Origin of the sequence: Streptomyces flavidovirens DSM 40150, from assembly GCF_000429085.1 — a bacterium.
In the GTDB taxonomy this organism is placed as follows: Bacteria; Actinomycetota; Actinomycetes; order Streptomycetales; family Streptomycetaceae; genus Streptomyces; species Streptomyces flavidovirens.
Genome location: NZ_AUBE01000001.1, coordinates 172,086 through 196,957, shown reverse-complemented (window position 1 = coordinate 196,957; position 24,872 = coordinate 172,086). Strand labels below are relative to the sequence as shown.

Annotated in this window: 20 protein-coding genes; 18 read left to right on the top strand and 2 right to left on the bottom strand. The window is 71.7% G+C overall.

Going from position 1 to position 24,872, the window contains the following annotated elements:
* Nucleotides 1-91 precede the first annotated feature (91 nt).
* Nucleotides 92-916: a Fic family protein gene (locus tag G412_RS0100925; RefSeq protein WP_028810422.1), complete on the top strand. Its 825-nt coding sequence runs from the start codon at nucleotides 92-94 to the stop codon at nucleotides 914-916.
* A 347-nt stretch (nucleotides 917-1,263) separates the two neighbouring features.
* On the opposite strand, the gene G412_RS32770 is transcribed toward G412_RS0100925, so the two are convergent.
* On the bottom strand, nucleotides 1,264-2,139 hold the full coding sequence (locus tag G412_RS32770; RefSeq protein ID WP_037647250.1) for an HAD family hydrolase: 876 nt from the start codon (nucleotides 2,137-2,139) through the stop codon (nucleotides 1,264-1,266).
* Between the two features lie 430 nt (nucleotides 2,140-2,569).
* Here G412_RS32770 and ssd point away from each other — a divergent pair, with 430 nt between their 5' ends.
* The 7 genes from ssd to G412_RS37560 are packed head-to-tail and all read left to right on the top strand — an operon-like array spanning nucleotide 2,570 to nucleotide 7,564.
* Entirely contained in the window at nucleotides 2,570-3,691 is a 1,122-nt protein-coding gene (gene ssd, locus G412_RS0100915) for a septum site-determining protein Ssd (RefSeq protein ID WP_028810421.1), read from the top strand.
* Nucleotides 3,688-4,836: a TadA family conjugal transfer-associated ATPase gene (locus G412_RS0100910; protein ID WP_028810420.1), complete on the top strand. Its 1,149-nt coding sequence runs from the start codon at nucleotides 3,688-3,690 to the stop codon at nucleotides 4,834-4,836. Before ssd ends, G412_RS0100910 begins: the two co-directional genes overlap by 4 nt.
* Nucleotides 4,833-5,696 (top strand): type II secretion system F family protein, encoded by an 864-nt coding sequence (locus G412_RS0100905; protein ID WP_244282814.1) that lies wholly within the window; start codon nucleotides 4,833-4,835, stop codon nucleotides 5,694-5,696. The genes G412_RS0100910 and G412_RS0100905 overlap by 4 nt, the downstream gene beginning before the upstream one ends.
* Nucleotides 5,693-6,472 carry a type II secretion system F family protein gene (locus G412_RS0100900; RefSeq protein ID WP_028810418.1) on the top strand — a complete coding sequence of 260 codons (780 nt, stop codon included), beginning with the start codon at nucleotides 5,693-5,695 and terminating at the stop codon, nucleotides 6,470-6,472. Before G412_RS0100905 ends, G412_RS0100900 begins: the two co-directional genes overlap by 4 nt.
* Before the next feature lie 30 nt (nucleotides 6,473-6,502).
* Nucleotides 6,503-6,706, top strand: a complete 204-nt coding sequence (locus G412_RS38875) for a DUF4244 domain-containing protein (protein ID WP_028810417.1) — start codon at nucleotides 6,503-6,505, stop codon at nucleotides 6,704-6,706.
* Nucleotides 6,693-7,064: a TadE family type IV pilus minor pilin gene (locus G412_RS0100890; RefSeq protein ID WP_028810416.1), complete on the top strand. Its 372-nt coding sequence runs from the start codon at nucleotides 6,693-6,695 to the stop codon at nucleotides 7,062-7,064. The genes G412_RS38875 and G412_RS0100890 overlap by 14 nt, the downstream gene beginning before the upstream one ends.
* Complete coding sequence (locus tag G412_RS37560) at nucleotides 7,061-7,564, top strand: Rv3654c family TadE-like protein (protein WP_341860512.1); 504 nt, start codon at nucleotides 7,061-7,063, stop codon at nucleotides 7,562-7,564. The genes G412_RS0100890 and G412_RS37560 overlap by 4 nt, the downstream gene beginning before the upstream one ends.
* Here G412_RS37560 and G412_RS0100885 read toward each other — a convergent pair.
* On the bottom strand, nucleotides 7,503-10,067 hold the full coding sequence (locus tag G412_RS0100885) for a DEAD/DEAH box helicase (RefSeq protein ID WP_028810415.1): 2,565 nt from the start codon (nucleotides 10,065-10,067) through the stop codon (nucleotides 7,503-7,505). The two genes, G412_RS37560 and G412_RS0100885, sit on opposite strands and share 62 nt — an antisense overlap.
* Nucleotides 10,068-10,148: 81 nt before the next feature.
* Here G412_RS0100885 and G412_RS0100880 point away from each other — a divergent pair, with 81 nt between their 5' ends.
* The 10 genes from G412_RS0100880 (at nucleotide 10,149) to G412_RS0100830 (ending at nucleotide 24,839) form a co-directional block, all read left to right on the top strand.
* Nucleotides 10,149-10,502, top strand: a complete 354-nt coding sequence (locus tag G412_RS0100880) for an STAS domain-containing protein (protein WP_028810414.1) — start codon at nucleotides 10,149-10,151, stop codon at nucleotides 10,500-10,502.
* 95 nt (nucleotides 10,503-10,597) lie between these two features.
* Nucleotides 10,598-11,089, top strand: coding sequence for an ATP-binding protein (locus G412_RS0100875; protein ID WP_028810413.1), 492 nt, complete (start codon nucleotides 10,598-10,600; stop codon nucleotides 11,087-11,089).
* 262 nt (nucleotides 11,090-11,351) lie between these two features.
* Nucleotides 11,352-13,769: a sodium-translocating pyrophosphatase gene (locus G412_RS0100870; protein ID WP_028810412.1), complete on the top strand. Its 2,418-nt coding sequence runs from the start codon at nucleotides 11,352-11,354 to the stop codon at nucleotides 13,767-13,769.
* Nucleotides 13,770-13,977: 208 nt separating this feature from the next.
* Entirely contained in the window at nucleotides 13,978-14,559 is a 582-nt protein-coding gene (locus tag G412_RS32765) for a hypothetical protein (RefSeq protein WP_037647381.1), read from the top strand.
* A 124-nt stretch (nucleotides 14,560-14,683) separates the two neighbouring features.
* Entirely contained in the window at nucleotides 14,684-16,216 is a 1,533-nt protein-coding gene (locus tag G412_RS0100860) for a DUF7059 domain-containing protein (protein WP_028810411.1), read from the top strand.
* A 207-nt stretch (nucleotides 16,217-16,423) separates the two neighbouring features.
* Nucleotides 16,424-16,621 (top strand): hypothetical protein, encoded by a 198-nt coding sequence (locus tag G412_RS0100855; protein WP_028810410.1) that lies wholly within the window; start codon nucleotides 16,424-16,426, stop codon nucleotides 16,619-16,621.
* A 212-nt stretch (nucleotides 16,622-16,833) separates the two neighbouring features.
* Nucleotides 16,834-19,716 (top strand): type I DNA topoisomerase, encoded by a 2,883-nt coding sequence (gene topA / locus G412_RS0100850; RefSeq protein ID WP_028810409.1) that lies wholly within the window; start codon nucleotides 16,834-16,836, stop codon nucleotides 19,714-19,716.
* A gap of 16 nt (nucleotides 19,717-19,732) precedes the next feature.
* Nucleotides 19,733-19,996 (top strand): type II toxin-antitoxin system RelE family toxin, encoded by a 264-nt coding sequence (locus G412_RS0100845; protein ID WP_028810408.1) that lies wholly within the window; start codon nucleotides 19,733-19,735, stop codon nucleotides 19,994-19,996.
* Nucleotides 19,997-20,070: 74 nt separating this feature from the next.
* Nucleotides 20,071-23,364 (top strand): dTMP kinase, encoded by a 3,294-nt coding sequence (tmk, locus tag G412_RS32760; RefSeq protein WP_051338030.1) that lies wholly within the window; start codon nucleotides 20,071-20,073, stop codon nucleotides 23,362-23,364.
* 260 nt (nucleotides 23,365-23,624) lie between these two features.
* The gene (locus G412_RS0100830; protein WP_028810407.1) at nucleotides 23,625-24,839 is read left to right on the top strand and encodes a DNA polymerase III subunit delta'; all 1,215 of its coding nucleotides are present in this window, start codon (nucleotides 23,625-23,627) and stop codon (nucleotides 24,837-24,839) included.
* Nucleotides 24,840-24,872 lie beyond the last annotated feature (33 nt).

Below are 24,872 nucleotides of genomic sequence, written 5' to 3'. Positions count from 1 at the left end.
GTAATCGCATGATTGCGTGGTGTGCGCACGGTGAGTGAAGAAGACCACTCCAAGGTGGGGTGTGTGCTATGGGTGCGTAGGCTCCTTACTTATGAGTACGACTGCTGATCCACTCGCGGCGCTCGGCGCGCTGCCCGGCGTGCCCGAGGCCGTGGACTCCGTGCGCAAGGCCGTCGACCGGGTCTACGGACACCGCGTCATGCGGCGCCGCAGCAACGAGATCACCGCGGAGGCGGCGCTGCGCGGCGCGCGCGGCTCGGCGGCGCTCTCGGGTGCGGACTGGGCGCTGGAGGAGGTGCGTCGGCGTACCGACTTCAGCATCGACGAGGAGTCCCGGACGGTCGGCGCGGCGCTGCGGCTGACCGCCGAGGCCGGACAGCTGCTGTCCATCTGGCGCCAGTCGCCGCTGCGGGTACTGGCCCGGCTGCATCTGGTGGCGGCGAGCGGCGCGGGCGTGTCCGACGAACTGGTGGGCCGGCCGCGGCTCGCGGGCGAGCCCGTTGACGAACCCCTGGTCGAGCTTCCGCTGCCGGGCGCCGACGAGGTGGCGGGCCGGCTCGAAGGGCTCTCGCAACTCATCATCGCGGGCGGTTCCGCGCCGGCGCTGGTGACGGCGGCCGTGGTGCACGGCGAGCTGATGGCGCTGCGCCCCTTCGGCTCGCACAACGGCCTGGTGGCGCGCACCGCCGAGCGGATCGTGCTGATCGGCAGCGGCCTCGACCCGAAGTCGGTCTGTCCGGCGGAGGTCGGGCACGGGGAACTGGGGCGAGCGGCGTACGCAGCGGCCCTGGACGGTTATGCCTCAGGAACGCCGGAGGGGATGGCGGCCTGGATCACCCACTGCGGCCGCGCGGTGGAGCTGGGCGCCAGGGAGTCGACGGCCGTGTGCGAGGCGCTTCAGCGCGGAGCCGCCTGAAGAACCCGTTTCAGGAGCCCGCCTCGAGGACTGCCGAGGTTTCGCGGCCGGCAAAGGGTTGCGGCGGTACCGGTGAGCGGTACCGCCGCTGGCATGTCCGCCGAGTTACCATGCGTCCTCGAATTTATGCCCATCAGGTCGGGAACTTTGCCCGTCACCTGGTGCGGCTGGCCCGTAATCGACGGGTCGACGTCGCGTGGGTGCTCAGCTTCCATGCTCGGTCCGTGGGGCCTTACTGCGTTGTGGGTCATCCTCTCGGATGTCCCTGGTCTCGCGGGCCGTTAACTCCTTTGTACTCCCGAAGTCCGGGAAGCGAAAGCCCTGGACGTGCCTCTTTGCAATGTGGTTCAAATACGGGCAAAGCTTTCGTGTCCTCGGCGGGCTCGACGGGCGGGTCTGCGGCTGACGTACCAGACCAGGCCCGCGGTCGCCGCTGCCGCTCCGACCGCGGCGGCGGCCACGAGCGCGGGGCGGGGCGGCATGGAAAAGGCGGGCAGCCGCTGCTTGAGGCGGACCGGCCGGTTGAAGACGAGGATGGGCCATTCGCGGGCGACCGCTTCGCGGCGCAGCGCCCGGTCCGGATTGACCGCGTAGGGGTGGCCGACCGATTCGAGCATGGGCACGTCGGTGGCCGAATCGCTGTACGCGTAACAGCGCGCCAGGTCGTATCCCTCGGATGCCGCGAGCTCCTTGATCGCCTCGGCCTTGGTGGGGCCGTACGCGTAGTACTCCACCTCGCCCGTGAAGCAGCCGTCGTCGCCGATGACCATCCGGGTCGCCACGACGCGGTCGGCTCCCAGGAGCTCACCGATCGGCTCGACCACCTCCGCGCCGGAAGTGGAGACGATCACGACATCGCGGCCGGCGGTGTGGTGCTCTTCGATGAGGGAGGCCGCCTCGTCGTAAATGATCGGATCGATCAGGTCGTGCAGGGTCTCGGCGACGATCTCCTTGACCAGCTGTACGTTCCAGCCCTTGCAGAGCGCGGAGAGGTACTCCCGCATGCGCTCCATCTGATCGTGGTCCGCGCCACCGGCGAGGAAGACGAACTGGGTGTAGGCGGTGCGCAGAGCGGCTCTGCGGCTGATCAGCCCGCCTTGATAGAAGGACTTGCTGAAGGTCAGCGTGCTCGACTTCGCAATCACGGTCTTGTCGAGGTCGAAGAAGGCGGCTGTTCGCGGCAAGGAGCGGTTTTCCACGAGGCGAGCATAGGCGCCCACCATTCGGCGTACGCTGTGGCGCGTGGGTTTGCCTGAGAAGGCTCTCGGGTACACCATGGAAGTCACGGATCGTTCGCGACCGTGCTACCCCGGTCCGACTCCTCCCCCCCCGAGTCGGCCGTGGAGACGACCCCCGTTCTCCCCCCCGACGGGGGTCGTCGCATGTCCGGACGCGTTTTTGCCCTCCGGAACTGATCATTTCTCCCCCTCTTGGCCCGTGGCCGCAGTTGCCTTCCACTGGAGAGACGCGTCACGGTGCGTAGTCGTTCCGCCGCTCTCCGGAAGTCACTGGTATAGGTGAGCGGGATATTCACAACCGATGAGTTGTCCTCAGTTTTCAGCAAGATCCACACGATTTCCCAGATCCCCCCACGGTGATTCCGTCCGCGAAGTTCGTGGACAGAAGGAATCGCAGTGAGAGGGGGCGGAGATCGTGACCGGATCCGTCACACCCGACCGACCGCAGGCCGCAGAAGCCCGGCAGGGCGGACCGCTGATCGTCACCGAGGATGTCGACCTGCTCGACGATCTGCTCCGGCTGTGCGCTGCGGCCGGCGCCGAGCCGGAAGTTCACCACGCGGTGCCCGAGCGCAGGGGCAGCTGGGAGACCGCGCCACTGATCCTCGTCGGCGACGACGCCGCCGAACGGGTGCGCGGGGCGGTCCGCGGACGCGGGGGAGCCCGCCGGCCCGGAGTGATGCTCGTGGGCAAGGACCAGGACGACCCCGGCGTGTGGCGCCGCGCCGTGGAAATCGGCGCCGACCATGTGCTGCGGCTGCCCGACGCGGAGAGCTGGCTCGTCGAGCGCATCGCCGATGTGGCGGAAGGCGTGGGGCGGCAGGCCATGACCGTGGGGGTTCTCGGCGGGCGGGGCGGGGCAGGGGCTTCGACTCTGGCCTGCGCGCTGGCCGTGGCCGCGGCCCGGACGGGGCTGCGCACCATGCTCATCGACGGCGATCCGCTGGGCGGCGGCCTCGACGTACTGCTCGGCGGAGAAGCCGCGGAAGGCATGCGGTGGCCGGACTTCGCCGAATCCAGAGGGCGCGTCGGCAGCGGCGCGCTCGAAGAGTCGCTGCCCGAGCTGCACGCGCTGCGGGTCCTGAGCTGGGATCGCGGCGACCGTGTGGTGATCCCGCCGGAAGCGATGCGCGCGGTGCTGGCCGCCGCGCGAAGGCGGGGCGGAGTCGTGGTCGTGGACCTGCCGCGCCGGGTCGACGAGGCCGTGGCAGAGGCGCTGGCCCAGCTCGACCTCGGACTGCTGGTGGTCCCCGCGGAGCTGCGGGCCGTAGCGGCGGCGAGCCGGGTGGCGTCCACCGCCGGCATGGTGCTGCGCGATCTGCGGGCGGTGGTGCGCGGGCCGTACACCGCGGGACTGGACGACGAGTCGGTGGCGCGGCTGCTCGGGCTTCCCCTGGCCGGCGAGCTGCCGGTGGAAGCGGGGCTGCTGGAGGCGCAGGCCGGCGGAATGCCGCCGGGCGGCAGTGCCCGCGGACCCCTGGCCCGGTTCTGTACGGCGTTCTGGGAGCAGGCACTCGCCGGGGGCGGTGTCTCATGAGCGTGGAAATGCTGGACGCCGTAAGGCGGCGGCTCGCGGAGAGCGGGGCGGAGCCGACACCGGCGCGGGTGGCTGCCGCGCTGCGGGCCCAGGGGCGGCTGCTGGGGGACGCGGAGGTGCTGGGGGCGGCCGAGGAGCTGCGCTGCGAGCTGGTGGGGACGGGAACGCTGGAACCGCTGCTCGCCGACCCCTCGGTGACGGATGTGCTGGTGTCCGCGCCCGACCGGGTGTGGGTGGACCGGGGCGGTGGCCTTGAACTCACCGGGCTCTCCTTCACCGACGCGGCCGCCGTGCGCAGGCTCGCGCAGCGGCTCGCGGCGGCGGCCGGGCGGCGGCTGGACGACGCGAGGCCGTGGGTGGACGCCCGGCTGCCGGACGGGACGCGGATGCACGCGGTCCTGCCGCCGGTGGCCGTCGGCTCCACGTGCCTGTCGCTGCGGGTGGTGCGGCCCAAGGCGTTCTCGCTGGCCGAACTGGTCGCCGCGGGGACAGTGCCGCCCGGCGGCGAGGCGGTGCTGCGCGCGCTCATCGAAGCCCGGCTCTCGTATCTGATCAGCGGCGGCACGGGCACGGGAAAGACCACGCTCCTCTCGACGCTTCTGGGGCTGGTCGGGGAGCGGGAGCGGATCGTACTGGCCGAGGACTCGGCCGAGCTGAGGCCCGATCACCCGCACGTCGTACGCCTGGAGTCGCGGCCCGCGAACCAGGAGGGCGCGGGCCAGGTCACGCTGCAGGACCTGGTGCGCCAGGCGCTGCGGATGCGGCCCGACCGGCTGGTCGTCGGCGAGGTGCGCGGGGCCGAGGTGACCGAACTCCTGGCCGCGCTGAACACCGGGCACGAGGGCGGGTGCGGCACCGTGCACGCCAACGCGGCGGCGGATGTCCCGGCGCGGCTGGAGGCGCTCGGTGCGGCAGCGGGGCTAGACCGGGCGGCGCTGCACAGCCAGTTGGCGGCGGCCCTGGCGGTGGTGGTGCATCTGGCGCGGGGCCGGGGTGGGCTGCGGCGGGTCGCCGAGGTCCATGTGCTGGAGCGGGACGCGGCGGGGCTGGTGGTGACCGTGCCGGCGCTGCGGTGGGGTGCGGAGGCATTCTCGTACGAACGCGGCTGGCCCCGGTTGCGTGCGCTGATCGGGGGTGCGCTGTGACCGGCGCCGGCGTGGGGCCGGTGTACGCGGCGGCGGTGTGCGCGGGGGCGGCGGCCTGGCTGCTGGCCGGGCGCGACCGGGATCTGCGGCGGGCGCGGCTAATGCTCGCGGGCGGAGCGGTGGACCCCGGGGGCCCGGCCGCGCTCTGGGAGCGGGTGGCGACGCCGGTGCGGGGGCGGCTGCGGCGGGAGTGGCTCTGTGTGCCGGTGGCGGTGCTCGTGGCCGTACTGGGCGAGTCGGTGCTGCCGCTGGTCGCGGGAGTCATGGCGGTGCCGCTGGTCGGGCGCCGGCTGCGGGCCGGGGAGCTGCGCCGGGAGAGGAAGCGGCGGGCGGACGACGTCATCGCGCTGTGCGGCGCGGTGGCGGGCGAGTTACGGGCCGGGAGGCAGCCGGGGCAGGCACTGTTCGCCGCGGCTTCGGGAACCGGTGGCCTGGGCGCGGCGGAGGCCGACGTGATGGCGGCGGCGCGGTTCGGCGGGGACGTACCGGATGCGCTGCGCAGGGCGGCGCGGGAGCCGGGGGCGGACGGGCTCGTGGGGATGGCCGCGTGCTGGCGGGTGGCGGTGGACGGCGGCGCCGGCCTCGCGGCGGGGCTGGACCGGCTGGAGGCCGCGTTACGGGCCGAGCGGGATCAGCGGGAGAACCTCCGGGCCCAGTTGGCGGGCGCCTGGGCGACGGTGGCGCTCCTGGCGCTGCTTCCGGTGGCGGGGCTGCTGATCGGCGGCGCGCTGGGAGCCCGGCCGCTGCGGGTGCTGCTGCACACCCCGGCGGGGCTCGGGTGCCTGCTGGTCGGCGGGTTGTTGGAGGGCGCGGGCCTCTTCTGGGCCCGGCGCATCGTACGACGGGGGGAGGGCTCATGAGCGGCGATGTCGTCCACAGGCTGGGGATGGTGCTGTCGCTGGCGGCCACCGCGGTGTGGTTCGCGCTCGCGCTGGCCGGGCGGCGGCGGGAGCGGTTGCTGCGCAGGCGGCTGACGACGCTGCTGGCGGTGGAGGCGGCGGGGGCGGGGCTCGGACGGCGGCGGTGGCGGCCCGAGTACGGGGTGCGGGTGCTGCGCTGGGCGCCGCCGATGGGAGCCGCTGCCACCGGCTATGTGCTGATCGGCGGGCTGACCGGCTGTGCGGTTGGTGCGGTCGCGGCGTACGGGACCGTGCGGTGGCAGCGGAGGCGCGCGACGGGTGAAGAGGTCCCGGTCGACGCCCGCCAGCTGCCGCTCGCCGCCGATCTTCTGGCGGCCTGCGTCTCGGCCGGCGCCGGGCCGCGCGAGGCGGCGGAGGCGGTCGGGGATTCGCTCGGCGGCCCGGTGGGCGAGCGGCTGGCGCGGACCGCCGCCGAACTGCGGCTCGGAGGCGAACCGGCAGACGCGTGGGGGCGGCTGGGAGCGATACCGGGCGCCGCGGGGCTGGCCCACTGCCTGGAACGGGCGGGCGCCACCGGGGCTCCGGCGGCCGAACCCGTTTCCCGGCTGGCCGAGGGGCTCAGGGCCGAACGGGCGCGGGAGGCCTCGGCACGGGCCCAGCGAGCGGGCGTGCTGATGGTCGGGCCGGTCGGACTGTGCTTCCTTCCCGCCTTCCTGGTGGTCGGAGTGGCGCCCGTGGTGATCGGACTGGCGAGCGGACTGATGAACGGCAATTGATCCGGAAAGCAACCGACCTTGGGGGTCGACATGTGGGTGTGGATGCGGGTGCGGGCACACAAGCTGGTGAGCAGGGCGACCGGCGGGGACGCGGGGATGACGACGTCCGAGTACGCGATGGGGACGATCGCGGCCTGCGCCTTCGCGGCGGTGCTCTACAAGGTGGTCACGAGCGACATGGTCTCGTCGGCTCTGCAAGCGGTCGTGGGGAGGGCGCTCAATGTGCCGTTCTGAGGCCGCGGGACGGGCGGACCGGGGTTATGTCACGGCGGAGGCGGCCGTCGTGGTGCCGACGCTGGTGCTCTTCGCGATGACGCTGGTCTGGGCACTGATGGCGACCGCCGCGCAGATCCAGTGCGTCGACGCGGCGAGAGCGGGCGCCAGGGCCGCCGCGCGGCAGGAACCGGAGGGCACGTCGGTCGCGGTGGCCCGGCAGGCGGCGCCGCGTGGGGCGCGCGTCACGATCGGCCGGGAGGGAGACCTGGTCCGCGTGACGGTGGAGGCCCCCACCCCCGGCCTCGGCTCTCTGGCGCTGACGCTACGGGCGGAGGCGGTCGCGCTGGCCGAGGAGAGCGTGGGGGTGGCGGCGTGAAGAGGAGGTGGGGCCGGCGGGATGTCCGTGACGGCCTGGATATCCGGGACGGCCGGGGCGGCTCTGGTCGTCGGTCCGGGTGGGGAGTGGGGGGTGGGAGGAGTGACCAGGGGGCGGCGACGGTGTTGGCTGTTGCGGTCGTGGCTGTGCTCGGGGTGGTGTTCGCGGGGGTGCTGGCGATGGGCCAGGCGGTCGTGGCGCGGCATCGGGCCGGGGGCGCCGCGGATCTGGCGGCGCTCGCGGCGGCGGGGCAGTGGATGCGAGGGGAGGCCGCCGCCTGTGGCTGGGCGGCCGAGGTGGCCGCGGCTCAGGAGGTGCGCCTGGTGAGGTGTTCCGTGTCCGGTGAGATCTCCGACGTCACGGCGGAGGCCGGTACAGGGCCCTACAGCGCGACTGTGAGGGCCCGGGCGGGGCCGGCCGGACTTCCCGGTGCGGGATTCACTCCGAGGGGCTCTCAGGGCCTTCAGGGGGCTTCGGTGCATCTGGTGCATCCGGGGTAGCTGGGGTAGCCGGGTGGTCAGGGTGGTGGTCAGGGTCCTCGAGGTCGGTCGGGGCTCCCCTGAGGAGGACTGTCAGGAGGCGGACGGCGGCTCGTTTATTGAGGGGGTCGTTGCCGTTGCCGCACTTGGGGGACTGGACGCAGGAGGGGCAGCCGGCCTCGCACTCGCAGGAGGCGATGGCCTCGCGGGTGGCGGTCAGCCACTGACGGGCGGTGTGGAAGGCCCGCTCGGCGAAGCCCGCGCCGCCCGGATGGCCGTCGTACACGAACACCGTCGGCAGCAGGGTGTCCGGGTGGAGCGGGACCGAGACCCCGCCGATGTCCCAGCGGTCGCAGGTGGCGAAGAGCGGGAGCATCCCGATGGACGCGTGCTCGGCGGCGTGCAGGGCGCCGCCCAGCTGCTCCGGGTTGACGCGGGCGGCGTCGAGCTGGTCCTCCGTGACCGTCCACCACACGGCGCGGGTCCGCAGCGTACGGGGAGGGAGGTCGAGTTTGGTCTCGCCGAGCACTTCGCCGGTGATGAGTTTGCGACGGAGGAAGGAGACGACCTGGTTGGTGACTTCGACGGAGCCGAAGCAGAGGCGGCCTTCCCCCCAGGGGATCTCGGTGTCCGTTTCCAGGACGGAGATGGCGGTGGTGTCCCGGGCGGTGGTGGAGTACGGCGGGTTCGCCTCCTCGACCAGGGCGACAGCGCCGTGCGGGTCGTCCAGGTCCAGGTGCCGCACCAGGTACGTACGGCCCTGGTGGAGGTGGACCGCGCCGTCGTGGACGGAGGCGTGGGCGGCCGACGCGTCGACGGTGCCGAGCAGCCGGCCGGTGTCCGCCTCGACGATCTGCACGGGGCGACCGCCCTCGCCCCGGATGTCGGTGAGGTCGGCGGCCCGCTCGCGGCGGGTCCAGTACCAGGACCTGCCCCGGCGGCGGAGCAGGTTGGCCGCCTCCAGCTGCGGCATCAGGTCGGCGGCGGCCGGGCCGAAGAGCTCCATGTCGGTGTCGGTGAGCGGGGCCTCGGCGGCGGCGGCGCACAGGTGCGGGGCCAGGACGTACGGATTGGCGGGGTCGAGGACGGTCGACTCCACCGGCTGGCGGAACAGGGCGTCGGGATGGTGGACGAGGTACGTGTCCAGCGGGTCGTCGCGGGCCACGAGGACCGCCAGGGCGCCCTCACCCGAGCGGCCGGCCCGGCCCGCCTGCTGCCAGAGGGAGGCGCGGGTGCCGGGGTATCCGGCGATGACGACGGCGTCCAGGCCCGACACGTCGACGCCCAGTTCGAGTGCGGTGGTCGCGGCGAGGCCGAGGAGCCGGCCGGAGTGCAGGGCGCGTTCCAGGGCGCGGCGTTCCTCGGGGAGGTAACCGCCGCGGTAGGCGGCGACACGCTGGGGAAGCGAGCGGTCCACGGCGGCCAGGCGTTCCTGGGCGATGAGGGCGATCAGCTCGGCGCCACGCCGGGAGCGTACGAAGGCGACCGAGCGCACTCCCTGCACGGTCAGGTCGGTGAGGAGGTCGGCGGTCTCGGCGGTGGCGGTGCGGCGTACGGGGGCGCCCTTCTCGCCGTGCAGCTCGGTCAGCGGCGGCTCCCAGAGGGCGAACACCAGTTCACCGCGCGGGGAGGCGTCGTCCGCCACCTCGTGGACAGGGACGCCGGTCAGGCGGCCCGCGGAGACGGCGGGTTCCGCGGAGGTGGCGGAGGCGAGCAGGAAGACCGGGTTCGCGCCGTAGCGGGCGCACAGGCGGCGAAGACGGCGGATCACCTGGGCGACGTGCGAGCCGAAGACACCGCGGTAGGTGTGGCACTCGTCGATGACGACGAAGCGCAGGGCGCGCAGGAAGGAGGCCCAGCGGGGGTGGGAGGGAAGTATCCCCAGGTGCAGCATGTCCGGATTGGTGAGGACGTAGTTGGCGTACTGACGTACCCATTCGCGTTCTTCGACCGGCGTGTCGCCGTCGTAGACCGCCGGCCTGACGGCGTTGCCCAGCGGCGCGGCGAGGGCCTTCACCGCCCGGCGCTGGTCGGCCGCGAGGGCCTTGGTGGGGGCCAGGTACAGGGCCGTCGCGCCACGCCCGCTCGGCGCCTCGGAGCCGTCGAGGAGCGTGGTGAGGACGGGGGCCAGATAGGCGAGCGACTTCCCGGACGCGGTGCCGGTGGCGATGACGACGGATTCGCCGTCCAGGGCGTGCTCCGCGGCCTGCGCCTGGTGGGTCCACGGGTGCTCGATCCCGGCTGCCTGAATCGCCGCGATCACTTCGGCACGGATGCGGTCGGGCCACACTGCATGAGAACCCGCACGTGGGGGCAAGTGCTCCGTATGAGTGATGCGCGAGGACCGGCTCCCACCCGCGGTGAGCCGGTCGAGGACCGTACTGGGAGAAGGGCGCGCGCCCGCGTTCTCCCTGGGTCTGCTGGGACGGTGATTCTTGGCCATCGGCACCGAGTGTGTCACTGGCGTGACGGACAATGGTTCCAAGGCATCGTGCATGCCTGCAGGTAAGTGATTGAATGCCATCGCGGCTGGCGTTCCGTCCTCTGGCTCCGCCGGGGAGACCTCAGGGGGGCGGCCGCTCGATAGCAAGGTGCTGGAGGATCCGTGGACCTGTCCCTGTCGACTCGCAACGTGTCTGGACCTGGTGGCGACCGTACGGTCGTCGAGGTCGGTGGCGAGATTGATGTGTATACCGCGCCCAAGCTGCGCGAGCAGTTGGTCGAGTTGGTGAACGACGGCAGCTACCACCTGGTTGTCGACATGGAAGGCGTGGACTTCCTCGACTCCACCGGGCTCGGCGTGCTCGTGGGCGGACTCAAGCGTGTGCGGGCCCATGAGGGCTCGCTGCGACTGGTCTGCAACCAGGAGCGCATTTTGAAGATCTTCCGAATCACCGGGCTGACCAAGGTGTTCCCCATTCACACCTCGGTCGACGAAGCCGTCAACGCCACCGACTGACGGCTTCCGGAGAGACCGGAAGAAGGAACAGGGGCACCGGGCCGCAGGCCTGGGGCCCCTGAGAAGCACGCCCGTACGTCCGAGGGGGACCGCAGATGGCCACCGTTGAACTCCGCTTCAGCGCCCAGCCCGAGCACGTCAGGACGGCCCGCCTGGTGGCGGCCGCCGTGGCGCGCCGGGCCGGGGTGGACGAGGCGGTGCTGGACGAAGTCCGACTCGCGGTCGGCGAAGCGTGCAGCCGTGCGGTGGGACTGCACCGCAGCAATGGCATCTCGGCTCCGGTCCGGGTCGCACTGACCGAGGAGGAGAAGTCGTTCTCCATCGAGGTCGGGGACGAGGTGCCTGGTTCGGGAGGCGGTGCGGCCGGATCGGTTCCCGGGGTGCGCAGCACCACGGGGCCCGGGGCGGAGGCCGGGGATGCCGGCGTCGGCTCCGGGGCCGACTCCGACGCCGATTCGGACGGTGAGGACGAGATGGGGCTGGCGGTCATCAGTGGACTCGTCGACGATGTCGAAGTCGTCACCGGCGCGTCCGGTGGCACCATCCGCATGAGCTGGCCGACGGCGTCGGCGACCGTCGTCCCCTGATGTTCTGCCGGTCCCAGCGGACCGGATCTTTACGTGAGGCCCTGCTGAGCAGGGCCTTTCGTATTTCTCTAGATCTTTTTCAGAGATCGTTCCTGAATCGCCAATGTGTTTGCCCCATTACCAATTTTGAGGGGATTGCGGGAACGCGATCATTTGCTGAGTGGCAAGCGAAGGTCAATTCGGTTTGCGGCGCTCTGTTTTGATCAGGTTCCGCTCCCTACAATCCGTCCACATCTTGAGCTCTGAGCGTCAAGGAGGACGAATGGCGGGGCTCTTCACATCGGATCGGCTGGACCACCCCTCTACTCTCGCGGCCGCGGTACTCACCGACGAGAACCGGATCATCGTGATCGTCATCGCCGTAGTGGCACTGGCGGCCCTGGTTGTCGCCCAGCTCCTGGTACGTCAGGTACTGGCAGCCGGCGAAGGCACCGACAAGATGAAAGAGATCGCGGCAGCCGTGCAGGAAGGCGCGAATGCCTATCTCGCCCGGCAGTTGCGCACACTCGGCGTTTTCGCCGTTGTCGTGTTCTTCCTGCTCCTGCTGCTTCCGGCCGACAACTGGTCGCAGCGCGCCGGACGTTCCGCGTTCTTCCTGGTCGGCGCCCTTTTCTCGGCGGCGACCGGTTACATCGGGATGCGGCTGGCCGTACGCAGCAATGTGCGCGTGGCAGCCGCCGCGCGTGAAGCCACCCCGGCCCAGGGTGAGCCGGAAAAGGACCTGACGGCCGTCGCGCACAAAGCGATGAAGATCGCTTTCCGTACGGGCGGCGTGGTCGGCATGTTCACCGTGGGTCTCGGCCTGCTCGGTGCCTCCTGCGTCGTTCTCGTCTACGCGGCCGACGCGCCCAAGGTGCTGGAGGGCTTCGGACTCGGCGCCGCGCTCATCGCGATGTTCATGCGAGTCGGCGGCGGCATCTTCACCAAGGCCGCCGACGTCGGCGCCGACCTGGTCGGCAAGGTCGAACAGGGCATCCCGGAAGACGATCCGCGCAACGCCGCGACCATCGCCGACAACGTGGGCGACAACGTCGGAGACTGCGCGGGCATGGCGGCCGACCTCTTCGAGTCGTACGCCGTGACGCTCGTCGCGGCGCTCATCCTCGGCAAGGCCGCCTTCGGCGACGCCGGACTGGCCTTTCCGCTGATCGTTCCGGCGATCGGCGTGGTCACCGCGATGATCGGCATCTTCGCGGTCGCCCCGCGGCGCGCCGACCGCAGCGGAATGACGGCCATCAACCGCGGCTTCTTCATCTCCGCGGCGATCTCCCTCGTCCTGGTGGCGGTGGCGGTCTTCGTCTACCTGCCGTCCTCGTACGCGGACCTGGACGGCGTAACCGACGCCGTGGTCAAGGGGCATGACGGTGACCCGCGGGTGCTGGCGCTCGTCGCCGTCGCCATCGGCATCGTCCTGGCCGCCCTGATCCAGCAGCTGACGGGGTACTTCACCGAGACGAACCGGCGCCCCGTCAGGGACATCGGCAAATCGTCGATGACCGGCCCGGCCACCGTCGTTCTCGCCGGCATCGCCATCGGCCTGGAGTCCGCCGTCTACACCGCGCTGCTCATCGGCCTCGGCGTGTACGGCGCCTTCCTGCTCGGCGGTACGTCGGTCATGCTCGCCCTCTTCGCGGTCGCCCTGGCCGGCACCGGCCTGCTCACCACCGTCGGTGTCATCGTCGCGATGGACACCTTCGGCCCCGTCTCCGACAACGCCCAGGGCATCGCCGAGATGTCCGGCGACGTCGAGGGCGCGGGGGCGCAGGTCCTCACCGACCTGGACGCCGTCGGCAACACCACCAAGGCCATCACCAAGGGCATCGCCATCGCCACCGCGGTCCTCGCGGCGGCGGCGCTCTTCGGCTCGTACAAGGACGCCATCGCGACGGCCCGCGACGAGGTCGGGGCGAAGGTGAGCGAGCTGGGCCTCCAGATGGACATCTCGCAGCCGAACAACCTCGTCGGCCTGATGCTCGGCGCCGCGGTCGTCTTCCTCTTCTCGGGGCTTGCGATCAACGCGGTGTCCAGGTCGGCGGGCGCGGTGGTCTTCGAGGTGCGGCGGCAGTTCCGCGAGCATCCGGGGATCATGGACTACACGGAGAAACCGGAGTACGGCCGTGTGGTCGACATCTGCACCAAGGACGCGCTGCGGGAGCTGTCCACTCCCGGTCTGCTCGCCGTCCTGACGCCGATCGCGGTCGGCTTCTCGCTCGGCGTCGGCGCGCTCGGCGCGTTCCTCGCGGGCGCCATCGGCACCGGCACGCTGATGGCCGTCTTCCTCGCCAACTCCGGCGGCGCGTGGGACAACGCCAAGAAACTCGTCGAGGACGGCCATCATGGCGGCAAGGGCAGCGAGGCCCATGCCGCGACCGTCATCGGTGACACGGTCGGTGACCCGTTCAAGGACACCGCCGGTCCGGCGATCAACCCGCTGCTGAAGGTGATGAACCTGGTCGCGCTGCTCATCGCCCCCGCGGTGGTGCAGTTCAGTTACGGCGCCGACGCCAACGCCGGGGCGCGCGCGGTGGTGGCGACGCTCGCCATCGTCGTCATCGTCGGCGCGGTGTACGTCTCCAAGCGGCGCGGAATCGCCGTGGGTGACGAAGACAACTCCGGAGGTGTCTCCGGACGGCTGCCCAGGCCGGCGGATCCGGCGGTGGCGTCCAAGGTCGTTTCGTAACACTCGTCATACCTGCTCACAAGGCGGGCGGACGGCGCGTGCTGACGCGGCGTCCGCCCGCCGGCCCTGTTCCGGCGGGCGTTTCGTGAGGCGTCTCTCCCTTGGTGCAAATGGCTTCAATAGCCCATGGACCGGACGTACGGCATGCGGATGTCGCCCACTTGGCGTGTATGTTCCGGGGCCGAGAGCCTTGGAAGGGACCAATCCGGTGAACAAGAAGTTTGCGGCCGCACTGTCCGGCGGTGCGGTACTGGTAATGGCGCTGTCCGGCTGCGGCGGTGACGACAGCGACGACAAGGTCAACGACTGGGCGAAGACGGTCTGCGACCAGGTGCAGCCCCAGTTGAAGAAGATCTCGGACGCCAACACCTCCATCCAGAGGCAGACCGCGGACAACAGCAAGCCCGCCGACGTCCAGCGGACGGACTCGCGGGCCTTCCAGCAGATCTCGGACGCCTACAAGGCGATGGGCACGGCCGTGGACAGGGCGGGCGCCCCGCCGGTCGACGACGGCGAGACCACCCAGAGGGAAGCGGTCAAGGAGCTCAACGATTCCTCGGCGGCGTACGCCGGCCTGAAGAGGCAGGTCGACGGGCTCGACACCAAGGACCAGGCGAAGTTCGCGGACGGCCTCAAGGGCGTCGCGGACGAGCTGAGCAAGATCAGCAGGAGCGGTGACCAGGCGCTCCAGAAGCTCCAGTCCGGCGAGGTCGGCAAGGCGATGGCCAAGCAGCCCGGCTGTCAGAAGCCGGGCGCGAGCAACACCGCCTCGCCCGACGCGAAGGCGTAATCACGACGCGCACGGCCCTGACGCGCCCCAGTTGTGGCTCGTACGGCCCTGCCGCGCGGCCCGGCATCCCGAACAGGGGCCGGGCCGCGCGGCTTTTGTCAGTGCGAGCGGTGACAATGGCCGGGTGAGTACGACCAGCCTCCCCGCGAGCCTCCCCGCGCCCGAAAGCTCCGCCCGCCTGCGCGACGCGCTCCTCGCCGCCGACTTCACCGCCGACGGGCTGCTGGAGCTGCTCGGCGCGCCCGCGTACGCCGCGCTCGCCCGCAGCGAGACCGTGCCCGCGCTGCGGGCCACCCGCGGCGGCAGCCCGCTCGAAACGCTCGTGCGGCTCTTCCTGCTCCAGCAGGCCGTGCCGGCCGGCCGCGCGGCGGCCGCCCTGCCCCTGGAACAGTGCCTGGCCGACGGCTGGCTGGTCCGCGAGGGGGCGGACGGGGCCGGCGGCGCGGGCGGCGGCGTACGGGCCACGGTGGACGTACGGCCCTACGGCGGCGAGGAGGGCCAGGACTGGTTCATCGTCTCCGATCTGGGCCGCGCGGTCGGCGGCGCCGGTGGTGCGGGCACCCGCGAAGAGGGTGTCGTCCTCGGCGTCGGCGGCGCGTCCACCACGCTCGCCGGAATCACCGTCCGTACGCCGGTCTCCAGCGCCCTCGACCTCGGCACCGGGTCCGGCATCCAGGCGCTGCACGCCGCGCAGCACGCCGTGCACGTCACCGCCACCGACCTCAACCCGCGCGCCCTGCACTTCACGCGGCTGACGCTCGGGCTCTCCGGGGCGCCCGAGGCGGACCTGCGTGAGGGCTCGCTCTACGAGCCGGTGGGTGAGGACACGTACGACCTGATCGTTTCCAACCCGCCCTTCGTCATCTCGCCGGGTGCGCGGCTGACGTACCGCGACGGCGGGATGGGCGGGGACGATCTGTGCCGCCTGCTCGTTCAGGGAGCGGGGGACCGGCTGAACGACGGGGGGTACGCGCAGTTCCTCGCCAACTGGCAGCACGTGGAGGGCGAGGAGTGGCAGGAGCGGCTGCGCTCCTGGGTGCCGCGTGGGTGCGATGCGTGGATCGTGCAGCGCGAGGTGCAGGACGTCACGCAGTACGCCGAGCTGTGGCTGCGCGACAGCGGCGACCACCGCGCCGACCCCGCGGAGTACGCCGCGCGCTACGACGCCTGGCTGGACGAGTTCGAGGCCCGCAAGACCAAGGGCGTCGGCTTCGGCTGGATCACGCTGCGCAAGTCCGGCGCCGAGAACCCCTCGATCACCGTCGAGGAGTGGCCGCACCCCGTCGAACAGCCCCTCGGTCCGGTCGTACGGGCCCATTTCGAGCGCCAGGACTACCTGCGGACGCACGACGACGCGGCGCTGCTCGCCGGCCACTTCAGGCTCGCCGACGAGGTCGTGCAGGAGCAGATCGGGCTTCCGGGCGCCGAGGACCCGGAGTACGTGGTGCTCCGCCAGAACCGTGGCATGCGGCGCGCGACGAAGGTCGACACCGTCGGCGCCGGGTTCGCCGGGGTGTCCGACGGGTCGCTCAGCGCGGGACGCATTCTCGACGCCATCGCGCAACTCCTCGGAGAGGACCCGGTGCTGCTGCGTGACCGCACGCCGGAGGCGATCCGGCTGCTGGTCGAGCAGGCCTTCCTGGAGCCGCTGGACTGAGCCGTCGGACCGAGCCGCTGGACTGGGCCGTCGGGCCGAGCTGCTGGACTGGGCCGCTGGACCGAGCTGCTGGACGAGCCGCGCCCCTGCCGCCCGCCCGTCGTTCACCGGACGTTCGTATCGAGGTCGCCGGCCGGTGTTCCGTGGGTGCCAGCCTCACCATCCGGGGAACCAGGGTGACCGACGGTGAGGGTGAGGGGTACGGGGATGGAGAGCGGGCCGGGGATCTTCGCCGGAGCGGCGTTCACGTTGTTCGGGGCCGCGCTGCTGTGGTGGACGGGAGCGTGCGCTCTGCGCCGTGCGCCGGTGGCGTACGGAACGAGCCCCGCGACCTCATTCGCGCTGGCCACTTTGTTCGGTGCGGCTTTCGTCGCTCTCGGAGTGTGGTGTTTCGGCCGGATCTGATCGGAAGAGATCCACACGGCATCTCCACGAGGTCTCCAGAGGGGTCCCGCAGAGGCGGTCGGGCGGTCCGGGCGGCAGGAATGCCGGGAGTCGGGTTACCGTTCGAGTGGCCGTTGCGGGCTTTTGCCGTTTGACACGGGGACGGGTTGTACCGTCACACTCCGCAGCGTCACGTACAGACCACTGAGTGTCGACCGGAGAGAAGAGCCAAGTTGTCCCCGACCAGCGAGACCGCACACGGCGGCCGCCGACTCGTCATCGTCGAGTCGCCCGCCAAGGCGAAGACGATCAAGGGCTACCTCGGCCCTGGTTATGTCGTCGAGGCGAGCGTCGGGCACATCCGCGACCTCCCGAACGGCGCCGCCGAGGTGCCCGACAAGTACACCGGTGAGGTGCGCCGCCTCGGCGTAGACGTACAGAACGACTTCCAGCCGGTCTATGTCGTCAATGCCGACAAGAAGTCGCAGGTCAGGAAGCTCAAGGACCTCCTCGCGGAGTCCGACGAACTCTTCCTCGCCACCGATGAGGACCGCGAGGGCGAAGCCATCGCGTGGCACCTCCTGGAAGTCCTGAAGCCCAAGGTCCCGGTCCACCGGATGGTCTTCCACGAGATCACCAAGGACGCGATCCGCGAGGCCGTGTCCAATCCGCGTGACCTGAACAAGCCCATGGTCGACGCCCAGGAGACGCGCCGCATCCTCGACCGTCTCTACGGCTACGAGGTCTCGCCGGTCCTGTGGAAGAAGGTCATGCCCCGGCTGTCCGCCGGCCGTGTCCAGTCCGTCGCCACCCGGCTTGTCGTAGCCCGGGAACGCGAGCGCATCGCTTTTCGTTCTGCTGAGTACTGGGACCTGACCGGCACGTTCTCCACGGGACGCACCGGTGACGCCTCCGACCCGTCCTCTCTGGTCGCCCGCCTGACGACGGTCGACGGCCGGCGTATCGCCCAGGGCCGCGATTTCAACTCCGTGGGACAACTGAAGAGTGACGTCCTTCACCTCGACGAGGCGAACGCCCGCGCCCTGGCCGCCGCCCTCGCCGACTCGCCGTTCGCCGTCCGCTCGGTCGAGTCGAAGCCGTACCGCCGCTCGCCGTACGCCCCATTCCGTACGACGACCCTCCAGCAGGAGGCATCGCGCAAGCTGGGCTTCGGCGCCAAGTCGACGATGCAGGTCGCGCAGAAGCTGTACGAGAACGGCTTCATCACGTACATGCGTACGGACTCCACGACGCTCTCCGACACCGCGGTGCAGGCGGCCCGTGCCCAGGTCACGCACCTGTACGGCGCCGACTACCTGCCGGACAAGCCGCGCACGTACGCCGCGAAGGTCAAGAACGCGCAGGAGGCGCACGAGGCGATCCGCCCCTCCGGCGACCGCTTCCGTACCCCTGCCGAGACGGGCCTGAGCGGCGACCAGTTCCGGCTGTACGAGCTGATCTGGAAGCGCACCGTCGCCTCCCAGATGAAGGACGCCGTCGGGAACAGCGTGACGGTGAAGATCGGCGGCCGGGCGAGCGACGGCCGCGACGCCGAGTTCTCCGCCTCCGGCAAGACGATCACCTTCCACGGCTTCATGAAGGCGTACGTCGAAGGCGCCGACGACCCGAACGCCGAGCTCGACGACCGTGAGCGCAGGCTGCCGCAGGTCGCCCAGGGCGACGCGCTGTCGTCCGAGGAGATCTCGGTCGACGGGCACGCGACCAAGCCGCCGGCCCGCTACACCGAGGCCTCGCTGGTCAAGGAGCTCGAAGAGCGCGAGATCGGCCGCCCGTCGACGTACGCCTCGATCATCGGCACGATCCTCGACCGCGGGTACGTCTTCAAGAAGGGCACGGCGCTCGTGCCGTCCTTCCTGAGCTTCGCCGTGGTCAACCTGCTGGAGAAGCACTTCGGCCGGCTCGTCGACTACGACTTCACGGCGAAGATGGAGGACGACCTCGACCGCATCGCGCGGGGCGAGGCCCAGGCCGTGCCGTGGCTGCGGCGCTTCTACTTCGGTGAGGGCGGCGACGCCGGCACCACGGGCGTCGCTCCCGGAGGAGCGGCGGACGCGGGGAACGGCGACGGCGACCACCTCGGCGGCCTCAAGGAGCTCGTCACCGACCTCGGTGCGATCGACGCCCGTGAGATCTCCTCGTTCCCGGTCGGCGAAGGCATCGTGCTGCGCGTGGGCCGCTACGGCCCGTACATCGAGCGCGGTGAGAAGGACAACGAGAACCACCAGCGCGCCGACGTGCCGGACGACATGGCGCCGGACGAGCTGACCGTCGAGTACGCCGAGGAGCTGCTGGCCAAGCCGAGCGGCGACTTCGAGCTGGGCACCGACCCGGAGACGGGCCGCCAGATCGTGGCGAAGGACGGCCGGTACGGCCCGTACGTCACGGAGATCCTTCCCGAGGGCACTCCGAAGACCGGCAAGAACGCGGTCAAGCCGCGAACGGCGTCGCTCTTCAAGTCGATGTCGCTGGACACGGTGACGCTTGAGGACGCGCTCAAGCTGATGTCGCTGCCGCGCGTCGTCGGTACCGACGCCGAGGGCGTGGAGATCACCGCGCAGAACGGCCGCTACGGCCCGTACCTCAAGAAGGGCACGGACTCGCGCTCCCTGGAGACCGAGGACCAGCTCTTCTCGATCACGCTCGAAGAGGCACTGGCGATCTACGCCCAGCCCAAGCAGCGGGGCCGCGCGGCCGCCAAGCCGCCGCTCAAGGAGCTGGGCACCGACCCGGTCAGCGAGCGTCCGGTGGTCGTGAAGGACGGGCGCTTCGGTCCGTACGTCACGGACGGCGAGACGAACGCGACGCTGCGGACGGACGACAGCGTGGAGGACATCACCCCGGAGCGGGGTTATGAGCTCCTCGCGGAGAAGCGCGCCAAGGGCCCGGCGAAGAAGAAGACCGCCAAGAAGGCTCCGGCGAAGAAGGCCCCGGCGAAGAAGACCGCGGCCAAGAAGACGACCACGGCGAAGACCGCCGCTGCGAAGAAGACGGCGGCGAAAAAGACAACTGCTGCTGTGAAGACTGCGGTGAAGAAAACCGCTACCAAGACGGCGGCCAAGAAGAGCATGGCCGCCGAGCCGGACAGCGACAACTGAGCAGAGGGGGAGCTCGATGTCGTATCGAGTCACGTACACCGTCGAGGCAAAAGCCACGGCTGAAGCCCTCGCGCCGGCCAGGCGTCAGTTGCTGGAGCGTGGGCTGGCCAAGCTCGCTCTCGACCCGTATCACAAGGCCAGCAGCCATATCGGCACTCACGAGGACGACCGCAGGGCTCAGGTGGCGCCGGGGCTGCTCATCGAGTACGTCGTCGCGCACGGGCTGCTGGTCGTCGTCGTGGTGGAGATTTTTGACGAGGTTCTGCTCAGCGACGAGTGAGATCCCGCCCTTGCGGGCGGGCGTTTGTTCGGGTGGGACTCCAGGGACCGGCGGCGTCCGGATAGGCTGGGCGGATGACGCGAGCCGAGCAGCCAACGGTCGTGAGCCCCACCTCCGACGCACTAGCCGCAGACTCACGCGAGCGAGCCGTACGAGCCCTGCTGCGCCTCCCTCCGCTCCGGCGGTTGTGGAGCGCACAGGTCGTCGGCAACACCGGCGACGCACTCGCCCTTCTCGTGCTGCTGTTGCTGTCGCTTCAGGCGGCGATCTCGGAAGGGTCGTTCGGCGGTGGTTATCGCGGTGCGGCCTTCGCGGTCGCCGCGGTGTTCGGGGCTCGGATCCTTGCCACCTTCATCTTCGGAGCCCTGCTCCTGGGCCCGGTCTCCACACTGACCGCGCCATCGGGTCCGCTCGACCGCCGCTGGACGATGATCGGCGCGGACGGGCTGCGGCTCGGCCTCCTCGTCGTCGCACCGCTGTGGATCGTCTGGACCCCTGACAAGGCCCAGGCCGTACTCCTGAGCACCGTCTTCGTCGCCGGCGTCGCCGAGCGCCTCTGGACGGTCGCCAAGGAGGGCGCCGCCCCCGCGCTGCTGCCCGCGCCGCCGCCGGAGGGCGCGACGGTACGGCCGCTGCCGGACCACCTGGACGCGCTGCGCCGGCTGTCGCTGCGTACGAGCTTCGTCGCCCTGCCCGCGGCCGCCGCAGTGCTGCTGGTGGCGACCCTGGTCGGCAATCTGCTCGGCTCCGGCATCGACTGGTTCACGCAGCACCAGGCCGCCCTCGGGTCGTACGTCGCCGCCGGTCTCTTCGCCGCCTCCGTATCCACGCTGTACTTCCTGCAACTGCCCGACGCACAGACGCCCCGCGCGCGCTCCCCCCTGGAGGGCCTGCGCCGGCCCAAGACCGGCACGGGCGTCGACAAGGGGCGCACCGGCGCGATCCGGCTCATCGTCGTGGCCTGCGCCGCCGTCGCCGGAGCGATCGCCGCCGCGGCGGCCGTCGCCGTACTGCACGCGAAGGACCTCGGCGGCGGCCCCGTCACCTTCGCCCTGCTCTTCCTCGCCCTGACCGGCGGCGCTGTCGTCGGCATCCGCAGCGCGCAGAAGGTGCTGCCCACGCTGTCGCGGCGCCGCCTGCTGTCGCTCGCGATCGCCGTCACCGGCATCGCGCTGCTCGCCATGGGCATGGTGCCCGACACGGCGACCGTCATCATGATCACGCTGCTTGCCGGCTTCTGCGCCGGAGTCGCCGCGAACACCGGGCACACGCTGCTCGACCAGGAGACCGAGGACTTCCGGCGGGCACGCACCACGGAACACCTCCACGCCGTCGTACGGGTCTACATCGCCCTGGGCGCGGTCGTGGCCCCGGTGCTCGCCGCCGCGATCGGCCCGCACCGGCTGGCCAGCGGCAGCTTCGTCTTCGCCCACGGCGGCGCGGGCTTCACGCTCATGCTCGTCGGCGCGCTGCTGCTGCCGGTCGCCGCGCTCGTACTGGCCAAGGCGGACGACCGGCAGGGCGTCCCGCTGCGCCGCGACCTGCGCGAGGCGCTGCGGGGTGGCGAGCCGGACCAGGCGCCCGCCGCGAACGGGTTCTTCATCGCCATCGAGGGCGGCGACGGGGCGGGCAAGTCCACCCAGGTCGAGGCGCTCGCCGAGTGGATCCGCAACAAGGGCCACGAGGTCGTCGTCACGCGCGAGCCCGGCGCCACACCGATCGGCAAGCGGCTGCGGTCGATCCTGCTGGACGTGTCGAGCGCGGGCCTGTCGAACCGCGCGGAGGCGCTGCTGTACGCCGCCGACCGCGCGGAGCACGTCGATTCCGTCGTACGTCCGGCGCTGGAGCGCGGCGCTGTCGTCATCACGGACCGGTACGTCGACTCGTCCGTGGCCTACCAGGGCGCGGGCCGCGATCTGTCGCCGACCGAGATCGCCCGTATCTCGCGCTGGGCGACGGACGGGCTCGTACCGCATCTGACGGTTCTGCTGGACGTCTCGCCGCAGACCGCGCGCGAGCGGTTCACGGAGGCGCCGGACCGGCTGGAGTCGGAGCCGCCGGAGTTCCACGCGCGCGTGCGGCACGGTTTCCTGACGCTGGCCGCCGCCGATCCCGGCCGGTATCTGGTGGTGGACGCCGGTCAGGACCCGGAATCGGTCACCACGGTCGTACGCCACCGTCTGGACCGGATGCTGCCTCTCTCCGACGCCGAGGTGAAGGCGCGGGAGGAAGCGCGGAAGGCCGCCGAGGAGGAGGCGCGGCGCAAGGCCGAGGAGGAGGCCGCGCGCAAGGCCGAGGAGGAGCGGCTGGAGCGCGAGCGGCAGGCACAGCTCGCGAAGCTCCGCGCCGAGGAGGAGGAGCGCAAGCGCCGCGAGATCGAAGAGGCGCGGCAGCGCGAGGCCGAACGGCAGGCGGAGGAGGCCCGTCGCCGGGCCGAGGAGGCGCGCCGGCTCGCCGAGGAGGAGCGGCTGCGCCGCGAGGCGGAGGAGAAGGCGCGGGCCGCCGAGCAGGAGCGGCTGCGCCGGCAGGCCGCTGAAGAGGCCAGGCTGCGGGCGGAGGCGGAGGAACGCCGCCGCGAGAAGCAGCGCAGGGCGGAGGAGGCGCTGCTGCGGGCGGAGGAGGCGCGCAGGCTCGCGGAGTCGGCGGCAGCGGCCTCCGCGGCGGCGTCGACGGCGGCGGATGCGGCGGGGCCGGCCCGGTCGTCCGGTGCTGAGCTGACTGACGCTGAGCTGACTGTGCCGACGCCGGTCGTGCGGCCGGACGATGTGACGCAGACGGTGGAGACACCGCGTATCGACATGCGCAAGGAGGAGCCCCCTTCGGCGTCCGCGGGCCGTGCGGCGGACGAGACGGCGGTGTTGCGGCCGGTGCGGGACGCGGGGCCGGTGCGGGACGCGCGGCCGGGCGACGATACGACCGTGCTGCGGCCGGTGCGGGACGCAGGGCCGAAGCCGGCGGACGAGACAGCGGTGCTGCCGCCGGTGCGGGACGTCGCGCCCGCGGAGGAGACGGCGGTGTTGCCGCCCGTACGGGACGAGCCTTCCGACCGGGTGCCGCCGGGCTTCTTCCGGGACGAGCGGGCCGAGGACGGCGACGAGAGCGACGGCGGCAATGACCGTACGCGCGAGCTGCCGTGGCTGGACCCGGAAGCGGCGCATCCGACCGCGGGCCAGAACGCGCGTGCGTCGCGCCGGCGCTCCGACTGGGCGGAGGAGACGCCGCTCGACGATCTGCCGTCGCTGGCGGACGAGCTGCTGGGCGGCCGGGACGGCGACGAGGACGACGATCGCGGTGATCGCGGCGATCGCGGTGATCGCGGTGATCGCGGCGATCGTGGCGATCAGTGGGGGCGGGGCGGGCGCCGTTAGGCGTGCGGGTGGGAGGGGCGGGGCTTTGTTCCCCTGCCCCTCCCTTCCCGAAACCGGGGCTCCGCCCCGGAGCCCGGCCCGCCTGAGCCTCGCGACCAGGCAGCTTTCCGGTAGAGCACCGCACTCGGCGGCTGTCCAGGCGGTCCAGGCGGTCCAGGGGTGGCCTCATGGGCGATGGATGTCAGTGGGGTCGACCACAATGGGATGGTCGGGGTTCAAGAACGCAAGCAACGTAAGCGCACGGCGAAGGCGGTAGCACCATGGCCGTATGGGACGACCTGGTCGGGCAGGCACGGGTACAGGCGCAGCTGGCCGCCGCCGCGCGGGACGCCGACGCGCTCGTGACCGCCGTCGCCGACCGGTCCGGCGCCACCCTCGCCCCTGCCGCGTCGAAGATGACGCACGCCTGGCTCTTCACGGGACCGCCGGGCTCCGGACGGTCCACCGCCGCCCGCGCGTTCGCCGCCGCGCTGCAGTGCGTCAGCCCGGACCGGGCTCTGGGCGGTGCACCGGGCTGCGGGTTCTGTGACGGATGCCATACGTCCCTGGTCGGCACGCACGCCGACGTGGAGATCGTCCGTACCGACCAGCTCTCCATCGGCGTGAAGGACACCCGCGAGCTCGTCCGGCGCGCCCAGCTGTCCCCGGCGGGCGGCCGCTGGCAGATCATCGTCCTGGAGGACGCCGACCGGCTCACCGAAGGCGCCGGCAATGTGCTGCTCAAGGCCATCGAGGAGCCCGCTCCCCGTACGGTCTGGCTCCTGTGCGCGCCGTCCTTGGAAGACGTGCTCCCGACCATCCGCTCCCGCTGCCGCCACCTCACCCTCAGTACGCCGTCCGTCGAGGCCGTCGCAGACGTGCTCGTACGGCGTGACGGAATCGACCCCGACACCGCCGCGACCGCCGCCCGCGCCACCCAGGGCCACATCGGGCGGGCCCGCAGGCTCGCCACCGACGAGCGTGCGCGGGCGCGCCGCGCCGTCGTGCTCAAGCTTCCGCTGCGCGTCGCCGACATCGGCGGTTGCCTCAGGGCGGCCCAGGAGCTGGTCGACGCGGCGGGCGAGGACGCCAAGCAGGTCGCGGAGGAGATCGACGTCAAGGAGACGGACGACCTGAAGGCGGCCCTCGGCGCGGCGTCCGGCGGCCGCATGCCGCGTGGCACGGCGGGCGCGATGAAGGAGCTGGCCGACCGCCAGAAGCGCCGCTCGACCCGTACTCAGCGGGACAGCCTCGACCTCGCCCTGACCGACCTCACCGGCTTCTACCGCGACGTACTCGCGCTCCAGCTCGGCTCGCGGGTCGCCCTCGCCAACGAGGATGTACGAGACTCCCTCGACCGCATCGCGCAGAACTCGACCCCCGAGCGCACCCTGCGCCGGATAGAGGCGATCATCACCTGCCGCCAGGCCCTGGACCGCAATGTCGCGCCGCTGCTCGCGGTGGAGGCCATGACGGTGGCCCTGCGCGCCGGCTGACCCGGCGTAACGCCGCACCGCTGTCCCGCTCAC